The 20,219-nt window shown below is 71.7% G+C and carries 20 protein-coding genes and 1 pseudogene; 9 read left to right on the top strand and 12 right to left on the bottom strand.

The genetic code is table 11. The features are described 5' to 3' along the window. Positions 1–248: 248 nt before the first annotated feature. From C464_RS02970 to C464_RS02985, 4 genes are all read left to right on the top strand, one after another. Entirely contained in the window at positions 249–761 is a 513-nt protein-coding gene (locus C464_RS02970; protein WP_006112033.1) for a winged helix-turn-helix transcriptional regulator, read from the top strand. Between the two features lie 128 nt (positions 762–889). Further along, positions 890–1,750 carry a sulfite exporter TauE/SafE family protein gene (locus C464_RS02975; RefSeq protein ID WP_006112034.1) on the top strand — a complete coding sequence of 287 codons (861 nt, stop codon included), beginning with the start codon at positions 890–892 and terminating at the stop codon, positions 1,748–1,750. A 122-nt stretch (positions 1,751–1,872) separates the two neighbouring features. Further along, positions 1,873–2,562 carry an SCO family protein gene (locus C464_RS02980; RefSeq protein WP_049910803.1) on the top strand — a complete coding sequence of 230 codons (690 nt, stop codon included), beginning with the start codon at positions 1,873–1,875 and terminating at the stop codon, positions 2,560–2,562. Positions 2,563–2,639: 77 nt separating this feature from the next. Next, positions 2,640–3,290, top strand: coding sequence for a DJ-1/PfpI family protein (locus C464_RS02985; RefSeq protein ID WP_006112036.1), 651 nt, complete (start codon positions 2,640–2,642; stop codon positions 3,288–3,290). Positions 3,291–3,300: 10 nt separating this feature from the next. Here C464_RS02985 and C464_RS02990 read toward each other — a convergent pair whose 3' ends face one another. After that, on the bottom strand, positions 3,301–3,777 hold the full coding sequence (locus C464_RS02990; protein ID WP_006112037.1) for a universal stress protein: 477 nt from the start codon (positions 3,775–3,777) through the stop codon (positions 3,301–3,303). A gap of 57 nt (positions 3,778–3,834) precedes the next feature. Then, complete coding sequence (locus C464_RS02995; protein WP_006112038.1) at positions 3,835–4,812, bottom strand: aldo/keto reductase; 978 nt, start codon at positions 4,810–4,812, stop codon at positions 3,835–3,837. Positions 4,813–4,940: 128 nt separating this feature from the next. On the opposite strand from C464_RS02995, the gene C464_RS03000 reads away from it, so the two are divergent. Beyond that, positions 4,941–5,582 (top strand): ribonuclease HI family protein, encoded by a 642-nt coding sequence (locus C464_RS03000; RefSeq protein WP_006112039.1) that lies wholly within the window; start codon positions 4,941–4,943, stop codon positions 5,580–5,582. Between the two features lie 31 nt (positions 5,583–5,613). Here the strand turns inward: C464_RS03000 and C464_RS03005 are convergent. The 3 genes and pseudogenes from C464_RS03005 to C464_RS03015 all read right to left on the bottom strand — a co-directional run bounded on the left by C464_RS03005 (position 5,614) and on the right by C464_RS03015 (position 7,938). Continuing rightward, a pseudogene (locus tag C464_RS03005) lies at positions 5,614–5,968 on the bottom strand (hypothetical protein). Between the two features lie 58 nt (positions 5,969–6,026). Then, the gene (trmB, locus tag C464_RS03010; protein ID WP_006112041.1) at positions 6,027–7,079 is read right to left on the bottom strand and encodes an HTH-type sugar sensing transcriptional regulator TrmB; all 1,053 of its coding nucleotides are present in this window, start codon (positions 7,077–7,079) and stop codon (positions 6,027–6,029) included. 109 nt (positions 7,080–7,188) lie between these two features. Further along, positions 7,189–7,938: a proteasome assembly chaperone family protein gene (locus C464_RS03015; RefSeq protein WP_006112042.1), complete on the bottom strand. Its 750-nt coding sequence runs from the start codon at positions 7,936–7,938 to the stop codon at positions 7,189–7,191. A 121-nt stretch (positions 7,939–8,059) separates the two neighbouring features. Between C464_RS03015 and C464_RS03020 the strand changes: the two genes are divergently transcribed. Next, entirely contained in the window at positions 8,060–9,139 is a 1,080-nt protein-coding gene (locus C464_RS03020; RefSeq protein WP_006112043.1) for a mechanosensitive ion channel family protein, read from the top strand. 44 nt (positions 9,140–9,183) lie between these two features. After that, positions 9,184–10,833 carry an MATE family efflux transporter gene (locus C464_RS03025; RefSeq protein ID WP_006112044.1) on the top strand — a complete coding sequence of 550 codons (1,650 nt, stop codon included), beginning with the start codon at positions 9,184–9,186 and terminating at the stop codon, positions 10,831–10,833. 51 nt (positions 10,834–10,884) lie between these two features. Here the strand turns inward: C464_RS03025 and C464_RS03030 are convergent, their stop codons facing one another. From C464_RS03030 to C464_RS03050, 5 genes are all read right to left on the bottom strand, one after another. Then, on the bottom strand, positions 10,885–11,112 hold the full coding sequence (locus tag C464_RS03030) for a DUF7385 family protein (protein WP_006112045.1): 228 nt from the start codon (positions 11,110–11,112) through the stop codon (positions 10,885–10,887). 65 nt (positions 11,113–11,177) lie between these two features. Beyond that, positions 11,178–12,380 carry a DUF418 domain-containing protein gene (locus C464_RS03035; protein ID WP_006112047.1) on the bottom strand — a complete coding sequence of 401 codons (1,203 nt, stop codon included), beginning with the start codon at positions 12,378–12,380 and terminating at the stop codon, positions 11,178–11,180. Between the two features lie 78 nt (positions 12,381–12,458). Beyond that, a complete protein-coding gene (locus C464_RS03040; protein WP_006112049.1) occupies positions 12,459–13,523 on the bottom strand; it encodes a Gfo/Idh/MocA family protein in 1,065 nt (354 codons plus the stop codon). An 81-nt stretch (positions 13,524–13,604) separates the two neighbouring features. Further along, entirely contained in the window at positions 13,605–14,111 is a 507-nt protein-coding gene (locus C464_RS03045) for a hypothetical protein (protein WP_006112051.1), read from the bottom strand. A gap of 115 nt (positions 14,112–14,226) precedes the next feature. After that, complete coding sequence (locus tag C464_RS03050) at positions 14,227–15,969, bottom strand: thiamine pyrophosphate-binding protein (RefSeq protein ID WP_006112052.1); 1,743 nt, start codon at positions 15,967–15,969, stop codon at positions 14,227–14,229. A gap of 161 nt (positions 15,970–16,130) precedes the next feature. Here C464_RS03050 and C464_RS03055 point away from each other — a divergent pair, with 161 nt between their 5' ends. After that, positions 16,131–16,415, top strand: coding sequence for a DUF5789 family protein (locus C464_RS03055; protein ID WP_049910804.1), 285 nt, complete (start codon positions 16,131–16,133; stop codon positions 16,413–16,415). After that, positions 16,415–16,969 carry an adenylate kinase gene (locus tag C464_RS03060; RefSeq protein ID WP_006112055.1) on the top strand — a complete coding sequence of 185 codons (555 nt, stop codon included), beginning with the start codon at positions 16,415–16,417 and terminating at the stop codon, positions 16,967–16,969. Before C464_RS03055 ends, C464_RS03060 begins: the two co-directional genes overlap by 1 nt. Positions 16,970–17,020: 51 nt before the next feature. On the opposite strand, the gene C464_RS03065 is transcribed toward C464_RS03060, so the two are convergent. Together C464_RS03065 and C464_RS03070 are read right to left on the bottom strand one after the other, a co-directional pair. Next, positions 17,021–18,928, bottom strand: a complete 1,908-nt coding sequence (locus tag C464_RS03065; protein ID WP_006112056.1) for a DEAD/DEAH box helicase family protein — start codon at positions 18,926–18,928, stop codon at positions 17,021–17,023. Between the two features lie 466 nt (positions 18,929–19,394). Beyond that, positions 19,395–20,153 carry a hypothetical protein gene (locus C464_RS03070; protein ID WP_193366008.1) on the bottom strand — a complete coding sequence of 253 codons (759 nt, stop codon included), beginning with the start codon at positions 20,151–20,153 and terminating at the stop codon, positions 19,395–19,397. Between the last annotated feature and the right edge of the window lie 66 nt (positions 20,154–20,219).

The following is a 20,219-nucleotide window of genomic DNA, read 5'->3' on the forward strand; positions in this document are numbered from 1 at the left end:
GGTACGCGGCGAGGCTGACGGCGAAGAGGAGGCTCGTCCCGAGGCCGGCGGCGACCACGACCGCCAAGATCGGGAGCGACCCCTCTACGGACCACCCGGCGAGCGCCGGCGCCGACCCTGAGAGCGACTGCGTCACGCTTCCCCCTTCGGAGGCGACGGATAAGAAGACGTTCCCGCTCGCCGTTCTCAGACGGGGGGACCGCACGAGCCCCTTTTATTCCGCGAGCGGGAAACGCAAATACGCACGAATGTCGGACACCAGAGCCCGGATCCGACGCCACGTCCGCGACACCCCCGGCGTCCACTTCAACCGGATCGGCCGCGACCTCGACATCGCGACCGGACAGGCGCAGTACCACCTCCGGCGGCTCGTCCGCGACGGCGAGCTCGCGGTCGAGCGGATCGGCGGGCGCGCGCACTACTTTGATCCGGACACGGACGCGTGGGACCGGCGGACCCTCGCGTTCCTCAGGCGCGAGACGGCGCGCGAGATCGTCGTCCGGCTCCACGCGGCGGGGGCGACCCGCCCGGCGGCGCTCGCGGAGGACCTCGACCTCGCGCGGAGCACGGTGTCGTGGCACGTCTCGACGCTCGCCGACCACGGGATCGTCGAGAAGTCGCCCGACCGGCCGATGACGGTCTCGCTGGCGCGCCCCGATCAGACGGCGGCGCTGCTCGACGAGGTGTCGCCCTCGCTGCCCGACCGGCTCGTCGACCGCTTCGTCCGCACCGTCGACTCCCTCCTCGACGCCGAGGGCTGACCCCGCCGACGCTCGTCGGAGACAAGACGAGCGCGCGGCCGGAACCCTCGGAAGGTGCGACCGGAACGGCCCCGACCGTTCGCCGATCGCACCAGATCGGTTAGCGCCCTCGGACGCGTTCGTCCGATATGGGCATCGCCACCGGGACCGAGGTTCTCCGATCGCTCGTCGCCGCGGTCGGGACGGCGACCTGTGAACCGAGCGGGTCCCTCTACGCGACCGATTCGCTCAGCCTCGGGGTCTTCCTCCTCGTCGGACTGCTCGGCGGAGCGCACTGTCTCGGCATGTGCGGACCCCTCGTCACCACCTACGCCGACCGGATGCGGGCCGACGAGGTCGGCGGCGGGCGCGGGCGCGACGACGACCTCACCGTGCGGCAGGTGCGCCAGCACGCGCTGTTCAACCTCGGGCGGACGGCGAGCTACGCGACCCTCGGCGGTCTCTTCGGGCTCGCCGGGAGCCTCGCGTTCGTCACGGGGCGGACGGTCACCACCGTCGCCGACGACGTCCACGCGTTCACCGGGATCCTCGTCGGCGCGGTGATCGTCGCCGTCGGCGCGCGGTACGCGCTCCGGCTGGAGCTGGAGTCCGTCCCGATACCGGGGTTCGACCGGGCGGCGAGCGCGGTCAGCGACCGGATCGTCTCCCGCGTCGACGCGTGGGTCGGAGACTGGCGGATCGCCGGGCTGGGGGCCGCGCACGGGTTCCTCCCGTGCCCGCTCCTCTACCCGGCCTTCCTGTACGCGTTCGTCCAAGGGAGCGCGCTCGGCGGGGCCGCGGCGCTGGGCCTCCTCGGCCTCGGGACGGTGCCGTCGATGCTGCTGTTCGGCACGGTGTTCGGGTCGATCCGCCTCGAAACGCGGCTCCGGATCCACCGCGTGCTCGGCGTCGCGTTCGTCGCGCTCGGGTACGTCCCGCTCCAGCACGGGCTCGCGACGCTCGGCGTCCCGCTCCCGCACCCGCCGATCCCGTACTACGCGCCCTTCTGAGCGGGTCGGCGGCGGGTCGGAGCGACGCCCCGTCGCTGCCGCGGGACCGGCGGGCGTCCCGGCCGCGCTCGTTCGTCGATCGCACCAGACGCGTTATGCGCCGCTCGCTCGATCACTCGGGCATGAAGCGCCGAACGCTGCTCGCCGGCGTCGGAACGGCCGCCACCGGGTCCGCCGCCGGCTGTACCTCGCGCCTGTTCGGCGGGAGCCCGGACGGCGTCGTGCTCGATCCGCAGGAGGACCAGCTCGCGGACAGCGAGGACCTCGCGTACCCCGCGTACGGGCAGCCGCTCCCGTCGTTCGAACTGCCGGCCCCGCTCGCGGACGAGACCTTCGACAGCGACGCGCTCGACCGCACCGGCCTCGTGACGGGCGTGTTCACGTTCTGTCCCGCGGAGTGTTCGATCCTGCTCCGCCAGTGGGTGACGATACAGCGTCGCGTCGCCGAGGCGGGACTGACCGACGACGTGTACTTCATCCCGATCACCTTCGACCCCGAGCGCGACGACGCGGCGGCGCTCCGCGAGAACGCCGAGACGATCGGCGTCGACCGCGACGCGGGCAACTGGATCTACCTCCGCCCCGAGACGCCGGCCCGCGCGAAGACCGTGGTCGAGGACCGGCTGGGGATCGGGTACGAGCGGACGACCGAGAGCGACCGCCTCCCGGGGTACGACTTCACGCATATCGTCGTCACCCTGCTCGTCAACCCCGACGGCGTCGTCGAGCGGGCCTATCGCGGCGAGCGCGTCGACCCGGAGCGCGTCGCCGCGGACGTCGAGCGGGTCGTGGCCGCGTTCGCGGACGACTGACGCGCCTCGGCGGTCGCGTGGAGTCGCATCTCCGCCGGAGGGGAACGCACAAGCCGTCCGCCGCCCTCCGGAACGGTGTGAACGTCGACGTTCTGGTGTACGACGGGTTCGACGAACTGGACGGGATCGGCCCGTACGAGGTGTTCGACTACGCGCTCGGGTTCGCCGTCGAGGGGGACGGGAGCGACGGGGCGGACGACGCCGAGGGCTCGGGTCGCGTCCGGTACGTCACCCTCGACGACCGCGACCGGGTGACCGCGAGCCACGGGACCCGCGTCGGGGTCGACGGGACGCTCCCGGACGCGGACGCCGACGACGCCCCCGACCTGCTCGTGGTCCCCGGCGGGGGCTGGAGCGCGCGCGACGAGGAAGCGAGCGCGTGGGCCGAGGCGCAGAGGGGCGACGTACCGGACGCGCTCGCCGCGCACCACGCCGCGGGCACGCGGATCGCCTCGGTGTGTACCGGGTCGATGCTGCTCGCGGAGGCGGGCGTCACCGACGGTCGCCGGGCCGTCACGCACGCCTCCGCGATCGAGGAACTCCGGGCGTCGGGCGCGGAGGTCGTCGACGCGCGCGTCGTCGACGACGGCGACCTCCTCTCGGCGGGCGGAGTCACGTCGGGTATCGACCTGGCGCTGTACGTCGTCGAGCGCGAGTTCGGGAGCGACGTCGCCGACCGCGTGGCGACGGTCATCGAGTACGAGCGGCGGTACGACGTCGCGGAGTAGGCGGACGAAGTCAGTCGCCGCGGTCGTTCGGGAGCGGCACGTCGCCGTCGCCGTCCGGGTCCACCTCGTCGCCCGTGGTCTCGCCGTCGGCGTCGACGGTGATCACGGTACAGTCGAGCTCGCCCCGGAGGAACTCGTCGATGTCGGGGTCGGAGAGCAGCTTCTGGACCATCCGCCGCCACCGACCGGCCTGTTTCGAGCCGATGACGACGACGTCGGCCCCCTCGGCCACGATTTCTTCGAGGATCGTCTCCTCGACGAGGAACCCGCGGCGGACGACGTAGCGCGCGCGGCCGAGCCGGCCGATCCGCTCTTCGACGGCGCGCTTGAGGTCGCTGCGCGAGACGCCGCCGGAGCGCTGGAACAGGTCGACGTGGAGCACCGTGAGGTCGGCGTCGCGCTCCGCTGCGATGCGAGCCGCTTCTCGGAGCGTCGCCGCCGAGTGCGACGAGGGAGGGAATCGAACCGGGACCACGACGAGGGTCATGTCGGACCGGTCGCGCTCGTGACGTAAATACACTGTCGGTGTGGCGGCTCCCCGCGGTCAGTCGTGGCCGTCGATCGGGACCGGCTCGTACGGCTCGGCCAGCCAGTCGAGGTCGGAGTCGGAGAGGTCGACGTCGAGCGCCTCGACCGCGTCGACGACGTACTCCGGCTTCCGCGCGCCGACGATGGGCGCGTCGACCGCGTCCTGATGGAGGAGCCACGCGAGCGCGATCTGCGCCATGTTCACTCCCTTCTCGGCGGCGAGCTCCTCGACGCGCTCGTTGACCTCCCGCCCGCCGTTGACCGCGTACGTCTTCAGCCGCTCGCGGAGGTACTGGTCCGTCTCGCCGCGGACGGTCGTCTCCAGCTCGTCGTGCGGGCGCGTGAGGAACCCGCGGGCGAGCGGGCTCCACGGGATCAGGCCGACGCCGCGCTTCTCACAGAGCGGGACCATCTCGCGCTCCTCCTCGCGGTACGCGAGGTTGTAGTGGTTCTGCATCGTGGCGAACGACTCGTGGCCGCCCCGGTCGGCCGCGTGGAGCGCCTCCGCGAACTGGTGGGCCCACATCGACGAGGCCCCGAGGTGTCGCACGTCCCCGCGCCGGACCGCGTCGGTGAGCGTTCGCAGCGTCTCCTCGATCGGGGTGTCGTCGTCCCAGCGGTGGATCTGGTAGAGGTCGATCGCGTCCGTGCCGAGCCGGTCGAGGCTGTTCGACAGCTCCTGCTCGATCGCCTTCCGCGAGAGCCCGCCCGAGTTCGGGTCGTCGTCGTCCATCCGGAAGTACACCTTCGTCGCGATCACCTGCCGGTCGCGGTCGTAGCCCTCCAGCGCCTCGCCCAGCACGCGCTCGCTCTCCCCGGTATTGTACGCGTTCGCGGTGTCGAAGAAGTTGATCCCGTGTTCGATTGCGGTGTCGACGACCTCCCGTGCCTCGTCGGCCGAGAGGTGCCACTCCGCGTCGCCGCCGAAGGTGTTGGTCCCGATCCCGATGCGGCTCACCTTCGTCCCCGAACTCCCGAGCGTGGTGTACTCCATACGACGGCCACGCGCGGCGGGTACGAATGCGTTCGGTTCGTTCCGATCGCCGTCGTCTTTTTCACCGTCCCGCCGAAGCGGAAGGTGATGAGTCGGGTCAAGAAGGCGCGCTCGCGGGGACGATAGCCGTGGACCGGCTGCCCACGGACCGGCTCTCGCCGCTCGCGAGCCGCGTCGACGACGTCCTCGCGCTGTACGGTTACGAGATGCGACCGGCGATCGACGCCATCGACGACGCCGTGACCGGCTACGGCGGGCTGTTCGACCCGACGACGACCGACGCCGAGATCCGGACCGCGGTCGAGGCGGTGCTCGCCGCCGATCCGCCGCCCACGGACGACGACCGGCGCGAGTCCCCCGGGGACGTCGTCCTCTACGTGGACGGGAGTTCGCGCGGGAACCCGGGGCCGGCCGGCGCGGGGGCCGTGCTGCTGGTCGACGACGACCCGCTCGGTCGGGTGGGCCGGCCCGTCGGGGCAAGCGCCGAGAACAACACCGCGGAGTACGCGGCCCTCCACCTCGGACTGGAGGCGTTGGCCGCCCGCTGCGCCCCGACCGCCGTCGAGGTCCGCATCGACTCGCGGACCGTCATCGACGACATCTGGGGCGGCGGCGACGGGGTCGCATCGGCCGCGCCGTACCGGCCGGCCATCCGCGACCGCCTCGGCGCGCTGCCCGCCTGCGAGTGGACGCACTTGGCCGACAGCGATCCGAACCCGGCCGACGCCCGCGCCGCGGTCGGGGCCGACATCGCGGCGCTCGGCCCGTGACGGGGGCGGAGAGGAGGGACTTTTCGGGGCGTTACGACCGGTCCGCCTCGTCTCCGGGCGAGACGACCGCTGAGTCGCCCGACGGGGCTTCGAGGCTCACTGCGTGGCGCGCGTGGCGCGCGTGCGTCTCCGCCCAGCGACGCGCGGGTCGCTCCGCGAGGAACCGCTCGCCGGCCGGGCAGCGCTCGCAGCGCGCGGTCCACGGGGTCACGTCGTCCGGGTAGTGGCCGGTGTGTCGCTCGTGGTCGAGCGCGAACTGCTCGACCGCGTGGCCCCCCCGGGGGAATGTCGGCGACCTCGCGGTCGAGGTGCCACTCGCGGCCGCACCGCTCGCAGGAGACGGTCGGTGCCTCCCGTCCGTCGTCGGAGAACGCGTCGTCGGTCACGGGGGCGCTACGGTCCCCGCGCACTTGAACGGCGAGCCCGCGACGCCCCGACAGCGCCTCACAGCGCCGGCGGCTCGCCCCGGCCGATCACGATCTCCTGTCCCTCCACGTCTTCGAGGGCGGCGACGCGGCCGCCGATCTCGACGCGGCCGGCCTCCGTCTCGACGACGAGCGACGCCACCTCCTCGGTGTCGACGAACGCGACGTCGACGACCTTCCCGCGGACCGTCACCTCCTCGCCGGTCTCGATGTCGCGGCCCTCGACGGTCGCGTAGAACTCCTCGTCGTCGAACTCCCGGACGTCCTTCACGGCGCGGCGGATGGAGGCGTAGCGCCGCGGGAAGGGGCGCTCCTCACCGTCGGCGGCGAGCGTCTCGGCGGTCGTCCACAGGACCGTCCCGAAGAAGCCCGAGACGAGGAAGCCGAGCGCGGAGCGGTTGAAGATGACGCCGTAGCGCTCGCGGTCGTCCCGCAGCGCGTCCTGGGTGGCGTACACGGAGTACTCGCCGTCGCCGACGGCGAGGACCGGCGTGGTGATCCCGCGGCGCGCGCGGGCGGTCGTCGCCACTTCGAGGTAGTCGAACTCCGCCGGGTCGGGCGCGTTCGACGCCGGGGTGACGAGCAGTTCGACGCTGACGCCCGCGGCGACCTTCGCGGCGAGCTCGTCGCGGAACCGCCGGAGCAGCCCGGGCGTGAGCGACAGCGCGAGCTCGTACTCCGCGTTCGCGATCACCTCTTCGAGGTAGCGGAGGATCGTCGAGCGCGACTTGACGAGCGACACCGCCTCCGTCTCCCGGGTGGGCGCGGTGTACCGAGCCTCCAGCTCGTCGACCATCTCCGTGAACGACGAGCGCAGGTCGCCGAAGGCGTCCTCGGGGTCGACGGCGACGATCTTCATCGGCCGCGACTCGCGGAGTTCGACGAGCCCCCGGTCGGAGAGGCTCCGGACGGTGTCGTACACCCGCGGCTGCGGGATGTCGGTGCGGTCGGCGATGTCGCTCGCCGTCAGTTCCCCGTGTTCCAACACCGCGAGGTACGCGTCGATCTCGTACTCGCCGAGGTTGAATCGGTCCCCGACGCGATCGAGCGTGTCCCGGAGATCGTCAGTCATACCGGGAGAAGGGGGGCGGGGATTATAACATCTTACTATGAGTCGAGTTGTACGCGTTTTCGGAGTCACCTCCTCCGTCGGTCGCGTCCGGTTCCCGGCGGCGGTCCCCTCACATGTACATCCGGTCGTAGGACCCCTCCGGCTCCCGCTCGTCGATCCGCTCGGCGAGGTCCTCGTAGCGGCGGCGGATCTCCTCGGCGAAGGCCTCTAGCGGTGCCGCGTCGACGCCGAGTTCGTAGACCGCGTTCGCCGTGTCGACGAGTCGGACCGCGGCGTCGACGTCGGGGGCCTGCGCGTGGACCGGCGTGACGAACACGCCGACGCCGAGCGGGGAGTCGAGCCCCCGTTCGAGCAGTCCGGCGTTCGCCCCGTCGAGGAAGCCCGACTCCATCGCGGGGACGTCGGTCCCCTCGCCGAGGCGCGCGGCGCGGTAGTCCTCGGTCGCGACGTGGAAGGTGCGGTGCGCGTCCGGTCCGTGCGCCACGGGGACGCCGGCCAGCACCGCGATCTCCTCGACCCCGCTCGCCTCCGTCCAGTCGAGGAGGGCGTCGGCGAGCAGTTCGCCGAGGAACGGCGGGACGTACTGCTCGGCGATCAGGACGGTGACGTCGAGGTCCGGGGCGGCGTACAGCCTGACGGGGTGTCGCGGCGTCCCCTTGGTGAACGGCGTGATCGACGGCGCGCCCTCGATCCGGACGTGGCCCGTCTCTTCGAGGTCGAGGTCGTCGACCAGATAGTCGACGGCGGTCAGACCGGCGAGGCCGAACGAGGAGAACCCGGCTATCACCGTCTCGCTCGGCCGTGAGTCGTGTTCGACGCTAAAGCTCGGCGTCGTCGGGTCCGCGGGAGGTCGTGCCATACTCCCCCCTTCGCTCAGTCGCGTCATAGTGATTGTCCCGCCAGTCCTCCGCCGACGCGGCCTCGCTGATCGGCCGTCCGCGTGGAGAAACGCTTTTTCGGGTGGCCGACGGCGAATCGGCATGGTCTCTCGGGACGGGACGCCGGTCGCGGGGGTCGTCTCGCGGGTCGACGAGGTCGCCTCGCGGCTCGCGGACCTCCCGGGAGCCGGCCTGCTGACCGTCGTCGCGTCGGTCGCGGTCGGCGTCGTCCTCGCCAACTTCCTGGTCCGGCTGATCGGCCGGCCGGTGGCGCGCCGCGTGTCGCGACAGAGCGTCGCGCAGACCATCGTCCGCGGCGTCCGGGCGGGGACGATCGGGGCCGCGCTGCTCGTCGGTCTCGGGGCCGCGGGCTTCCAGTTCTCGGACCTCCTCCTCGGGACGGCGGTGTTCTCGGCGGTCATCGGTATCATCCTCGCCCCCATCGTCGGGAACTTCATCAACGGCGTGTTCGTCCTCGCCGACCAGCCGTTCGAGATCGGCGACATGATCGAACTGGAGGACGGGACCGCGGGGTTCGTCGAGGACATCACGATCCGGTACACGAAGATATTCACGATCGACAACACCTTCCTCGTCGTTCCGAACGGGACGATGCGCGAGCGCGACGTGACGAACCTCTCGGCCGAGGACGAGCGGACGCGGCGGTCGATCGACGTCCTCGTCACCTACGAGAGCGACGTCCCGCAGGCGCGGCGGATAATCGAGCGCGCCGCGCGCGACTGCGACGCCGTCATCGACGGCGGGCCCGACATCCGGATCGGCGTGGCGCGGTACATGGCCGGCCCCGACTGTCGGCTCCACGAGTTCGGCGACAACGGGATCCTCCTCCGGCTCCGGTACTGGGTGAAAAAGCCCTACAAGCTGGGGAAGGTCCAGTCGGACGTGAACACCCGGATCCGGGAGCGACTGGCCGACGCGGACGTGGAGATGGCGTACCCGCACCGCCACCTCGTCTTCGACGACACCTCGGGCGTCGCCCGCGTCGACGCCGAGTCGAGCGCGCCGGCCGGCGTCGACCCGAGCGCGCGCGCTGCTCCGGACCTCGGCGGCGACGACGCCGCCGACCCGAATCGCCACGGAGACGACGCTTCCTCCGCTTCGGCCGGTCCCGGCCCCGGAATCGACCGCGACGATCGGGGCGGCGACGGGGCGGATCGGTGACCGGATCGGAAGCCTGATGGAGCGTCCCGGTCGTTTTTCAGCTAGTGAGCGACGAGCCCGCTGCCGATCCGAACGACCCCTCCGACGGCAGTCCGTCCGGCGGACGCGACGACGACCGCCCCGGCGAACCCGACGGCGGTCGGCCGGGCGACTCCGGCGGCGATCCCCCGAGCGACTCCGGCGACGACGGCCCCCTCGACGACGAGTCGATCACCGAGGGGAGCCTCCTCCGGCCGCTGTTCCGACTGGCGTGGCCGATCGTCGTCATCCAGCTGTTACAGGTCACGTACAACATCGTCGACACCCTCTACCTCGGCCGCCTCTCGGCGGAGGCCGTCGGCGCGATCAGCCTCGCGTTCCCCCTCATCTTCCTGCTGATCGCGGTCGCCGGCGGCTTCACGACCGCGGGCGCGATCCTCGTCGCGCAGTACACCGGGGCCGACGGCGACGGCTCCGCGGGGCTCGTGGCGGGGCAGACGATATTCACCGTCTCCGTGCTCTCCGTGCTGATCGGGATCGGCGGCTACTTCTACACCCGGCCCGCCCTCGAACTCCTGCCGAGCGACGCTGACACCGCGGCGACCGTGATCCCGCTCGCGGCCGACTACATGGAGGTCATCTTCGCCGGGATCCCCCTGATGTTCGGCTTCTTCGTCTTCTCGGCGCTGATGCGCGGCTACGGCGACACGCGGACGCCGATGGCGGTGATGTTCGTCTCGGTCCTGTTGAACGTCCTCCTCGACCCGTTCTTCATCTTCGGCTTCGAGGGGAACCCGCTGTTCGCGTGGCTCGCCGCGGTGCCCGGCGTCGCGGCGCTCGACCCGGTCGCGCTGGAGGCGACCCTGCTCTCGGCGACGGGGATCACCGGCATCGGCATCCAGGGGGCCGCGCTCGCGACGATCCTCTCGCGCGGCGTCGCGACCGCCATCGGGCTCTGGATCCTGTTCGGGACCGGGTACGGGCCCGACGTGACGCTCGGCCACCTCGCGCCCGACCTCGACTTCATCCGCGACATCTTCCGGCTCGGGCTGCCCTCCAGCGTCGAGCAGACGACGAGCGCGCTCGCGATGATCACGCTCACCGCGATGATCGTCACGTTCTCGCCGCCGGTCGTCGCCGCCTACGGGCTCGGCAACCGGCTCATCTCCCTCGTCTTCCTGCCCGCGATGGGGCTCGGCCGCGCCATCGACACGATGGTCGGGCAGAACCTCGGCGCGAACCGCGCCGACCGCGCGGGCAAGGCCGTGAAGTTCGCCGCCACGACCGGCGCGGGCGTGATGTTCCTCGTCGCGGTCGTCGCCGTCGCGTTCACCGAGCCCATCGTCGGGGCCTTCCTCGGCGACGTGCCCGACGCGCCGGCGACGATCGGCCACGCGGTCGAGTACGTCCGGATCCGGTCGGTGGAGTTCGCCTTCATCGGCGTCTCGCAGGTGATCCTCGGCGCGTTCCGCGGGGCCGGCAACACGAAGACCGCCATGGTCATCTCGATCGTCACGCTCTGGGTTGGCCGCGTCGCGAGCGTGGCGTACCTCGTGTTCGTGGCCGGTTGGGGCGAGACCGGCGTCTGGGTCGGCATGGCCCTCGGAAATATCCTCGGAGCCGTCGTCGGCGTCGCGTGGTTCTCGCGGGGCACGTGGACCGAGCGGTACATCGACGACCCCGAGCCCGGCGTCGACCCCGTCGGCGACGACTGACCGGCCGGACCCCGCGACGACGGGGAAGCGACGGTCGACGTGACTCGGGGCTCAGTGCCGGAAGAGGCACACCGCGCCGTCGTCCCGCAGGAGACAGAACCGCGCGCCGTCGTTCTCCGGGAACGTCGTTCCCGCCCGTTTCGTGACGAACAGCCGCGAGAAGACGTCGTCGCACACCGGACACGACATCTCCGCCCGATTCTCCCAGAGGCTCGTCGCGCCCGCGTCGCGGAGCTGTTTCAGTTCGTGTCGGTGGTCGTGAACGTCGAAGCCGGTCATGAACGGGGGTTCGTCGGCGGGGTGTTGAACGTGTCCTCGTAAGTCTCAGTTCGGAGAACGCGGACTCAGCGCTCCAGCCGCATCGGCTGCGACTCCCCGTAGGTGAGCGTCCGCCACGCCCACTCGACGGGGCCGAACCGGAAGTAGCGCAGCCAGAGCACCGAGAGCGGGACCTGAACCGCCCAGATCGCGACGACGATCCCCATCGCCTCGACGCGGCTGACGGAGCCGAACAGGCCGAGCCCGTGGCCGTAGAAGATCGTCGTGGCGATGACCGTCTGGAGGAGGTAGTTCGTGAACGCGGTGCGGCCGACCGCGGCGAGCGCCCCGGTCACGAGTCCCTCGCCGCGCCACCGGACGAACAGGGTGACGAGGCCGACGTACCCGCCGGCGACGAGGAGGCTCCCGACGTAGTTGAACTGCCGCCAGTACAGGGCGGCCCCGGCGCTCCAGTCGTTCGCCTCGACGTACGCGACGCCCGCGACGACGATCCCGACGCCGACGACGCCGCCCGCGACGAGCCGGCGGTAGAACGCCGTCGAGCGCTCGCCGGTCAGCACGCCCTTCTTGTACAGCGCCATCCCGAGCAGCATGACGCCGCCGACCCGCCAGAAGCTCTGGCCGATGAACCCGGACGTCTGTCGTTGGAACGACGAGCCGACCCGGTGGCTCATCTGGTCGAGCCAGCCGCCGCGGTAGGTGGCCACCTGATCTCGGATCGCGGCCTCCGCGGGCAGCCACTGCCCGGCGATCGCCTCGCCCCCGATCGACACCGCGGCGAACAGTTCGACGGCGGGGACGAACAAGAGGAATATCCCGGCCAGTCCGGCGAGCCGACGCGCGTCGAGGTCGCGGACGAACAGCAGGAAGAGACCGGTGAGCCCGTAGGTGACGAGGATGTCGCCGTACCACAGCAGGTACGCGTGGAGCAGCCCGATCGCGATCAGCACCGCGGTCCGGCGGAGGTGGAGACGGACGGCGTCCTGACCCTTCTCCTCCTTGCTCTCGACGAACAGCAGGACGCCGGCGCCGAACAGCGCCGAGAACACCGTGATGAACTTCGACTGCGCAAACACGTGGCCAACGAACCACGTCCAGTAGTTGACCCCGGTGAAGTCGCCGTAGACGTTCGGGTTGAGCAGGGTCTGCTCCGGCATCGAAAAGACGCGGACGTTGATGACGAGGATGCCGAGCAGCGCGAAGCCGCGGAGCGCGTCGAGGCTGGTGATCCGTTCGGAGGGCGGCGTCGGGCCGGGGTCGCGGGTCACGAGTTGTTACCGGGAACGCCACCCAGCACCGAATAGGTTCCCATCGCGGCTCGCGGGTCGGCCCGACCGGACGGCGACTCAGTCCAGCCGCACCGCCGCTTCGGTCTCCGCGGAGCGATAGATCGCGTCGATGACCCGCTGGACGCGCAGTCCCTCCTCGACCGTGTTGATCGCCGGCGGCTCGCCCGCGGCGACCGCTTCGAGGAACGTCGCCTGCTCGGCGGCGTGCGCGTCGCCGTCGCGGGTCTCCACGCTCGTGTCCGCGAGGTGGTGCCCCCCGCCGACGCCCGCCTCGTGGATCGTGAGGTCGTCGCTGCCGCGGTCGAACGTCGCGCCCGCCTCGGTGCCGCGGACGACGAACTCGTCGGTCGTCGGCCGGTTCGTCGCCCACGCGACCTCCAGCGAGACGGTGCTGCCGTCGGCGGCGCGGATGAACGCGGACGCGGAGTCGTCCACGTCGAACCCCTCCGGACCGGCGTCGTCGCCCCACATGTGGACGTACGCGTAGTCGTCGCGGCCGCCGAACTCCGACCGCGTCTCCCCGGTTACCTCGACGACCTCGGGGTGGTCGAGGAAGTAGAGGGCGAGGTCGACGGCGTGGACGCCGATGTCGATGAGCGCGCCGCCGCCGGCGACCTCGGCCGACGTGAACCACGACCCTCGGCCGGGGACGCCGCGCCGCCGGACGTAGTTCGCTTCGACGTGGGTGGTCTCCCCGAACCGCCCCTCGTCTTGGTAGTGTTTGATCACCCGAACCGGCTCCGCGAACCGGTTGTTGAACCCGACCATACAGAAGCCGTCGGCGTCGCGGGCGGCCGCGGCGATGCGCTCGGCGCTGTCGAGCGTGTGCGCCAGCGGCTTCTCCAAGAGGACGTCGAGCCCGGCGGACAGCGCCGACGTGGCGTACGCCTCGTGGAACCGGTTCGGCGTGGTGACCAACACGGCGTCGCAGTCGTCGTAGAGGTCGCCCTCGTCCTCGTAGGCGGGGACGCCGAACCCCTCGTTGAACGCCGCGCGGGCGTCGGCGTCGATGTCCATCCCGCCGACGAGGTTCGCGCCGCGCTCGGTGAGCTTCGTCGCGTGGTGGGACCCGATGCCGCCGAGGCCGACGATGCCGACCGCGACGTCGTTCGGACGTGTCATGGGCGGCATTCACCACGAGCGCTGTTAAGGCTCACGTCCGGCCGAACGCGGAGAAAATCGACGCCTCGCGAATCCCCCTCGTCACGCGACGGCGACGAACAGCGCCAGCGCGGCGTCGACCGCCGGGGTCGCGCCACCGACGATCGCCGCCGCGCCGTCGGCCACCGCCGGCGACATCGAGTCGACGGCGTCGAGGAGCTCGCCGAGCGAGCCCGCGTTCTCGGCGAGACCGTCGCGCGCGTCGAGGAGGGCTCGGAACCGCTCCGGCTCGCGAGCGAGGACGAACCGACCGACGGTCGCGCCCGTCGCGAGGAACGCGACCGCGGCGAGGGCCCGAGAGATCGCGAGCAGCTTCAACAGGAGCGGGAGCGCCAGCGCCAGCGCCAGTGCGGCGACGACGCCCGTGATCACTTCGCCGAGCGAGCCGCCGTCGGCGAGGTCGACGACGCCCGCGCCGGAGAGCAGGACGAACCCCCCGACGAAGAGGGCCAGCGTGCCCCACATGAACGCCGCGAGGAGACGGACCGGGCCGTCGTATCCGGTCCCGGCGTCGTCCGGGACGTCGTCGTGGACCCACGGGTTGCGCATACCCGCAGTCGCGGGGCGACGCTCATATAGATCGCTTCAGATCTCCGAAACGCGCGGCGTGAAACTGAGCGGTCCCGAGAATCGGACGGCGAGCGCTCGCGCGGGCCGTCAGCTCTCACTCGCTCGGGTGCGGCCCGGTCATCCACTCGCTCGCCTGCGGTTCGGCCGGGTCGGTGACGACCTCGACGAGCGCGGGGCCGTCGCGGTCGCGGGCGCGTTCGACGGCGTCGCCGACCGCGTCGCGGTCGCGGACGCGCTCCGCGGGCAGGCCCATCCCGGACGCGACCGCGACGAGGTCGAGACCGGTCTCCGCCCAGCCGTAGCTCTGGTCCGGGAAGTCGTACGACCGCGACGCCTCCTCGCTGATGATCGCGTAGTCGTCGTTGTTGAGCGCGACGACGGTGATGTCAATCCCCTCGCTCGCCAGCGTGTGGAGCTCGTGGACGCACATCATGAGCCCGCCGTCGCCGGTGAGCGCAACCACGTCGCGGTCCGGGTTCGCGAGCTTGGCACCGAGCGCCGAGGGCAGTCCGGTTCCCATCGTCGCCCACGACCCGGGGTTGACGTACGACTGCGGGCCCGCGGCCGGGAACGAGACGAGCGTCCACAGCCGGAACCCGCCCGCGTCGGCGGCGACGACGGCGTCCTCCGGGGCCGCGTCGCGCACCGCCGAGAGGACTTCGACGGAGCGGAGGGGGCGGTCGTCGCCCGACGCCCCTCCCGGACCGTCGCCGGTCGACTCGGACAGCGCCGCGAAGCGCTCGCGGTCGGCCGCGCGGACCGACTCGGCGCGGTCGACCCCGTCGTCGCCGCGAGTTCCGGTCCGTTCGCCGTCGAGACGGTCGGCGAGCGCGCGGAGGAAGCGGTCCGCGTCGGCGACGACGCCGAGGTCGGCGTCGTAGCCGAACCCGACGTCGTCGCCGTCGAGCGTGACGTGGATGAGCGTCTCCGGCATCGAGACCGACCACGAGGCGGTCGCGACCGCGTCGAGGTCGGAGCCGACCACGAGCCCGACGTCCGCGTCCGCGAGGAGGGAGCGGAGCTCCGCGCTGGCCCCACCGCAGAGCACGCCCGCCGACAGCGGGTGCGTCTCGGGGAGCGTCCCCTTCCCCTTGTACGTGGTCACGACGGGCGCGTCGAACCCCTCGGCGACCGACCGGAGCGCGTCGCTCGCGGCCGCGCGCCTGACGCCGCCGCCGGCGAGCACGACGGGCGCGGCGGCGTCGCCGAGCAGGTCTGCGGCCTCTCGCACCGCCGCCGCGGGCGGTGTCGGCGGCGGCGACGGCTCGCGCTCGCCGACCGCGGGCTGGGGGGTCCGGCCCGCGAGGAAGTCCTTCGGGATCCCCACGCGGACCGGCCCCTGCGGGTGTTCGCGGGCGGTCCGGATCGCCTCGACGACGGCGGGGACCGCGCCCGCGGGCGAGTCGACGAGGACGTTCTCCTTGACGACGGTGTCGTACGTCTCCGGCGGCGTCTCGTGGATGCCGTCGCCGCCGCGGACCGATCGCTCGGTCTCGACGGCGAGGTGGAGCAGGGGGACGCAGTCGTTCAGGGCGTTCTTCAGCCCGTTCATCGCGTTGGTGTCGCCCGGGCCCGGGACGACGCAGGTGGCCGCCATCGCGCCCGGCTCGCTCGTCTCCGCGTACCCCCACGCCTGATGCGGCACGGCGGTCTCGTGGCGGGCGACGACGAACCGCGCGTCGCGGTCGGCGAGCGCCCGGTTCAGCGGGAGGGTCTGCTTCCCGGGGATCCCGAAGACGGTGTCGACCCCGCGGTCGAGCATGGCGTCGACGACCGCCTCGGCGACGGTGGGTGAGTCGTCCCTGTCGGCAGCGGGCGAGGGCTCGTCAGCGTCCATGTCGCGAAGTCGCCGGAGTATGTGTTGAAAGCTTCGCCCGACGGCGGGCCCGCGGGCGAACGCGAGACGCGACGCGGCGAGAGCGGGGAACGCCTCGGTGAAACGATGCCCCCTCGCGGTACACCCACACTTATCCTCACGTGCGCTGTCACATGGTACGTATGCGCTTACCAGAGACCCGTGACCTGTTCGCGAGGAAGCTACAGTTTCCGGCGGCCCGAAACGAGGTGTTAGAGACGGTCGGCGACACGGAGCTGTCGCCGCCGGACGGGGAGTCCACGACGATCCGGGCGGTCATCGACCGGTCGGACGTCGAGACGTTCGACTCGGCCGACGACCTCTACGACACGCTGATGATGCTCGTCGGCGCGCAGTTCATCGGCCGCCGGTACTACGACGACCGCGGCGGAATGCCGGGGGACGAGGAGAACGAGGTGAGCTTCTGATGTCCGTCACGCTCGTGTCGGGGGTCAACGGCGTCGGCCTCTCCAGCGTCTGTCAGGCGGTCAGGCGCGGACTGGGAGACGGCTACAAGCTGATCAACTTCGGCGACGTGATGCTCGAACAGGCGGCGGCGATGGGGCTCGCGACCGAGCGGGCCAAGCTCGGCACGCTCTCGCAGACCGAGACGCGCCGGCTCCAGCGCCGCGCGGGCGAGTTCGTCGCCCAGGAGGCGGAGACGACGAACGTGATCCTCTCGACGCATCTCGCGGTCGAGACGCTGACCGGCTACGTCCAAGGGTTACCCGTCGAAGTGCTCCAAGACGTCTCGCCGGACGCGTTCGTCCTCGTGGAGGCGGAACCGGCGACGATCCTCGAACGCAGAGGGGCGAGCGACCGCGACCTCGACGGGGTCACCGAACGCCAGATCGACTTCGAGCAGGACCTCAACCGGTCCGCGGCGCTCCAGTACGCGAGAGACCAGAACGCGCCCGTCCGATTCGTCGAGAACGAAGGGGAGATCGAGGAGGCGGCCGAGCGCCTGGCGGACGCGCTCTGACCGGGCGATCCGATTCGACCCGCGGGCGGCCCGACGGCGTCGGGCCGCGGGCTACTCCGCGACGTTCGTCTCGCGGACGCGGACGCCCTTCCGGCCGAGGTGCCGCATCTGTCGCTGCGCGAACTCCTCCTCGCTCGACCCGCGCGTCGCGAGGACGTAGACGAGCGCGGACCCGGTCGGGCGCATCGTGCGTCCCGCGCGCTGTGACCCCTGACGTCGGGAGCCGCCGAGTCCGCTCGCGACCACCGCGAGCTCGGCGTTCGGAAGGTCGATCCCCTCGTCGCCCACGCGGGAGACGACGAGGACGTCGAGGTCGTCGTCGGTCGCACTACCGCCGTCCGAACTCCCCGCCTCTTCGTCCGCGCGGAACCGCCGGAACAGTTCGGCCCGCTCGTGGTGCGGCGTCTCGCCGCTGATGAAGGGAACGCCGAGCGCGTCGGCGATCGCCGCGCCCTGATCGAGGTACTCGACGAAGACGAGCGCCTTCTTGTCGCGGTGGGCCGCGAGCAGGTACCGGATCTCCTCGACCTTCGCGGGGTTCTCGGCCGCGAGCCGTCTGCGCTCCCGGCCGTCCGCGGCGGCGTACTCGTTGCGCGCCATCTCCTCGCGCCACGGGACGTAGCGGATCTCGACCTCGGGCTCTTGAACGAAGCCGGCCTCGAAGAGCGAGTCCCAGTCCGCGCCGATGGGCTGGCCGATGAGGGTGTATATCTCCTCCTCGCTACCGGTCTCGCTGACCGGGGTCGCCGAGAGGCCGAGCCGGTGTTTGCTCTGGAGTTCGGCCGTGCGGGAGTATACCGGGGCGGTAACGTGATGGCATTCGTCGAAGCAGATCAGCCCCCACTCGCGGGAGTCGAAGAGGCTCCGGTGGCGGTCCATCCCGGCGATCTGGTAGGTCGCGATCGTGACGGGGCGGATCTCCTTGGTCCCCCCGTGATACAGGCCGATGTCGGCGGGGTCGACCGCGGAGTGCTCCAGCAGCTCCTCGCGCCACTGGTCGGCGAGCTCGCGGGAGGGGACCAAGATCAGCGTCTCGCCGCCGACCGCGGCGATCGTCGCGATCCCGGCGACGGTCTTCCCGGACCCGGGCGGCCCGACGTACACGCCCGACTTGCGGTCGAGGAACGTCTCGACCCACGTCTCTTGGTAGTCGCGGAGGTCGGTCGTGAGGTCGATCTCGACCGGGTCGCCGGTCTCGAGGTCGCGGTCGTCCTCAACCGGGTAGCCGGCGTCGTAGAGCGCGCGCTTGACCGCGGCGACCGCCGTCTCGTTCACCCACGCCTCGGTGTCCGAGATGGGCGCGCGGAGGTGGTCGTCGTCGAGGTGTTGGTCGGCGACGTTCCCCATCAGGTTCTCCGAGGCGGCTTCGAGGACGACGTACCCGTCCGCGTGGGTGTACAGCCGGAACCGGTGGGCCCGCCGCCACTGGTCGCGCACCCACGCTTCGAGGTGTTCGTACCGCCGCGGCAGCACCGACCGGAGCGCGCCCACGAGCGCGTCGGCGTCGTCGAACGGCGCGGCCCACACGTCCTCCTGCCGGATCCGGTAGAGGTACCCGCGGGTCCCGGGCTCGGTCCCGGTGGTGTCGACGAGGTTGGCGAACTGCGAGAGCCGCGCGCGAGTGTACTGGGTGGGGCGGTCGACGACGATCTCGCGGCGCTTCGGGAAGGTCACGACGCGCTCGCGGCTCGCCAGCGCGCCCCAGTCGCGCGGGTAGAAGACGACGGGGTCGGCCTCGACGTCGAGCCGGTCCACGTCGCCGCGGTCGACGAGCGCGCCGAGCGCGTCGCGAGCGGACGCCTGTGAGGTCCCGAGCCGGCGGGCGACCTCGCTCGCGGTCGCGACCGGTCGCTCTTCGGCTTCGAGCGCCTCGTGGAAGCGATCTACGGAGAGGTCCTCGACTGCGGTAGCGTCGTCGCTGGGATCGTCGCCGGCGTCGTCGCCGGTGTCGTCGGTCATCACCGCCGCTTCGGCCGCGACGCGGAAATGGATAGCGTCAGCGGACGGGACGAGTCAGAGATCTGGTGAATGTCGTGCGGAATTGCTCTCGGACGATCGACCGACGACATCTCCAAAGCCCCAGCCGCTCGGCGATAGGCGTCCGATAGCTGATCGACCGACACCACCTCCAAAGCCCCGGTCGTGCGGCCGCAGTACGCTCGTTGCGCTCCTCGCTCGCACCGCTCGCTGCGGTGCTTACGTCGCCTACTGCGGCCGCACGACTGCCCCTTTGAGTCCCGCCCCACCCTGCACCACAGCCTCACACCTCCCCAGCCTCGTCGCTCCCTACGGTCGCGACTCCCTCGCACGCGCTCCTCNTCGCGGCCGCCGGTGGCGGCCGCTCGGAGGCGCGCGCCACCACATGGCTCAGTCGTTCGCGAATCGAAGAAACGTCCAGCGTTCGCGGAGAACGAAACGCCTGCTACTAGCGGCCCGGCGACCGCTGCCGACACCGCCGCGAGGTGATCCCCTCCTTCGAGCGGAACCGACAGCCGCAGTCGGTACAGCGCACGAACGGCTCGCCCGGATCGGTTTCGAGGCGGTGTTCCCCCACCTCGAACGGCCGGGTCACCGTCCGGGGGCGGATCCGGTCGGGAATCGGCGTTGAGGCGGACTCGCTCAGCGCGGCCCGCACGGCGATGGTGTCGACGTCGACGCCGTCCCACCGCGGGGCCGCCAGCGCGGCGTCGCGGTCCGCGACCTCGGTCCAGCCGGTGACGACGACCGGGGAGTTCGTCTCCGTGTCGCTCACGACCACGACGAACCGGACGCCGCCCTCGACGAGGGCGAACCGCCAGCCGTCGGTGTTGTTCCAGCGGAGCTGTCCCTCGCGGATTGCGTCGCTCACGGTTCGGGTCGAGACGTAGCGACCGGGCTGTTCCAGCCGTTCGCGGAAGTGATCGGTGAGCGCGTACAGTGTCGGATCGCGCACCGGCGGGTCCTCCGGCGTTCGGGCGGCGGCCGTCCCGCCGCGGGGAGACTCGACCGACCGATACTCGCCGGCTCGACCGGTCGAGTCAGCGCGACCGGCCCGAGCGCGGCGGCGCGCGGGCGACTCCGGCGGCGACCGGGGTCGGCCGTCTGCCCGCCGGCCTGAGGCGGCGGTCGTGGAAGCGGTCCGACGCTCCGTCGATCCGGGCCCGAGGGGCTCCGCGTCCCCCGACCCGCCCTGTCGGGATGCCACTACAACACCGTACCGAGCGCGGTCTTAAGTGTGTTACGGCGACACAGGGGTAGACCGCGTTGCGGG

It is taken from the genome of Halorubrum coriense DSM 10284 (assembly GCF_000337035.1).
Lineage (GTDB): Archaea > Halobacteriota > Halobacteria > Halobacteriales > Haloferacaceae > Halorubrum > Halorubrum coriense.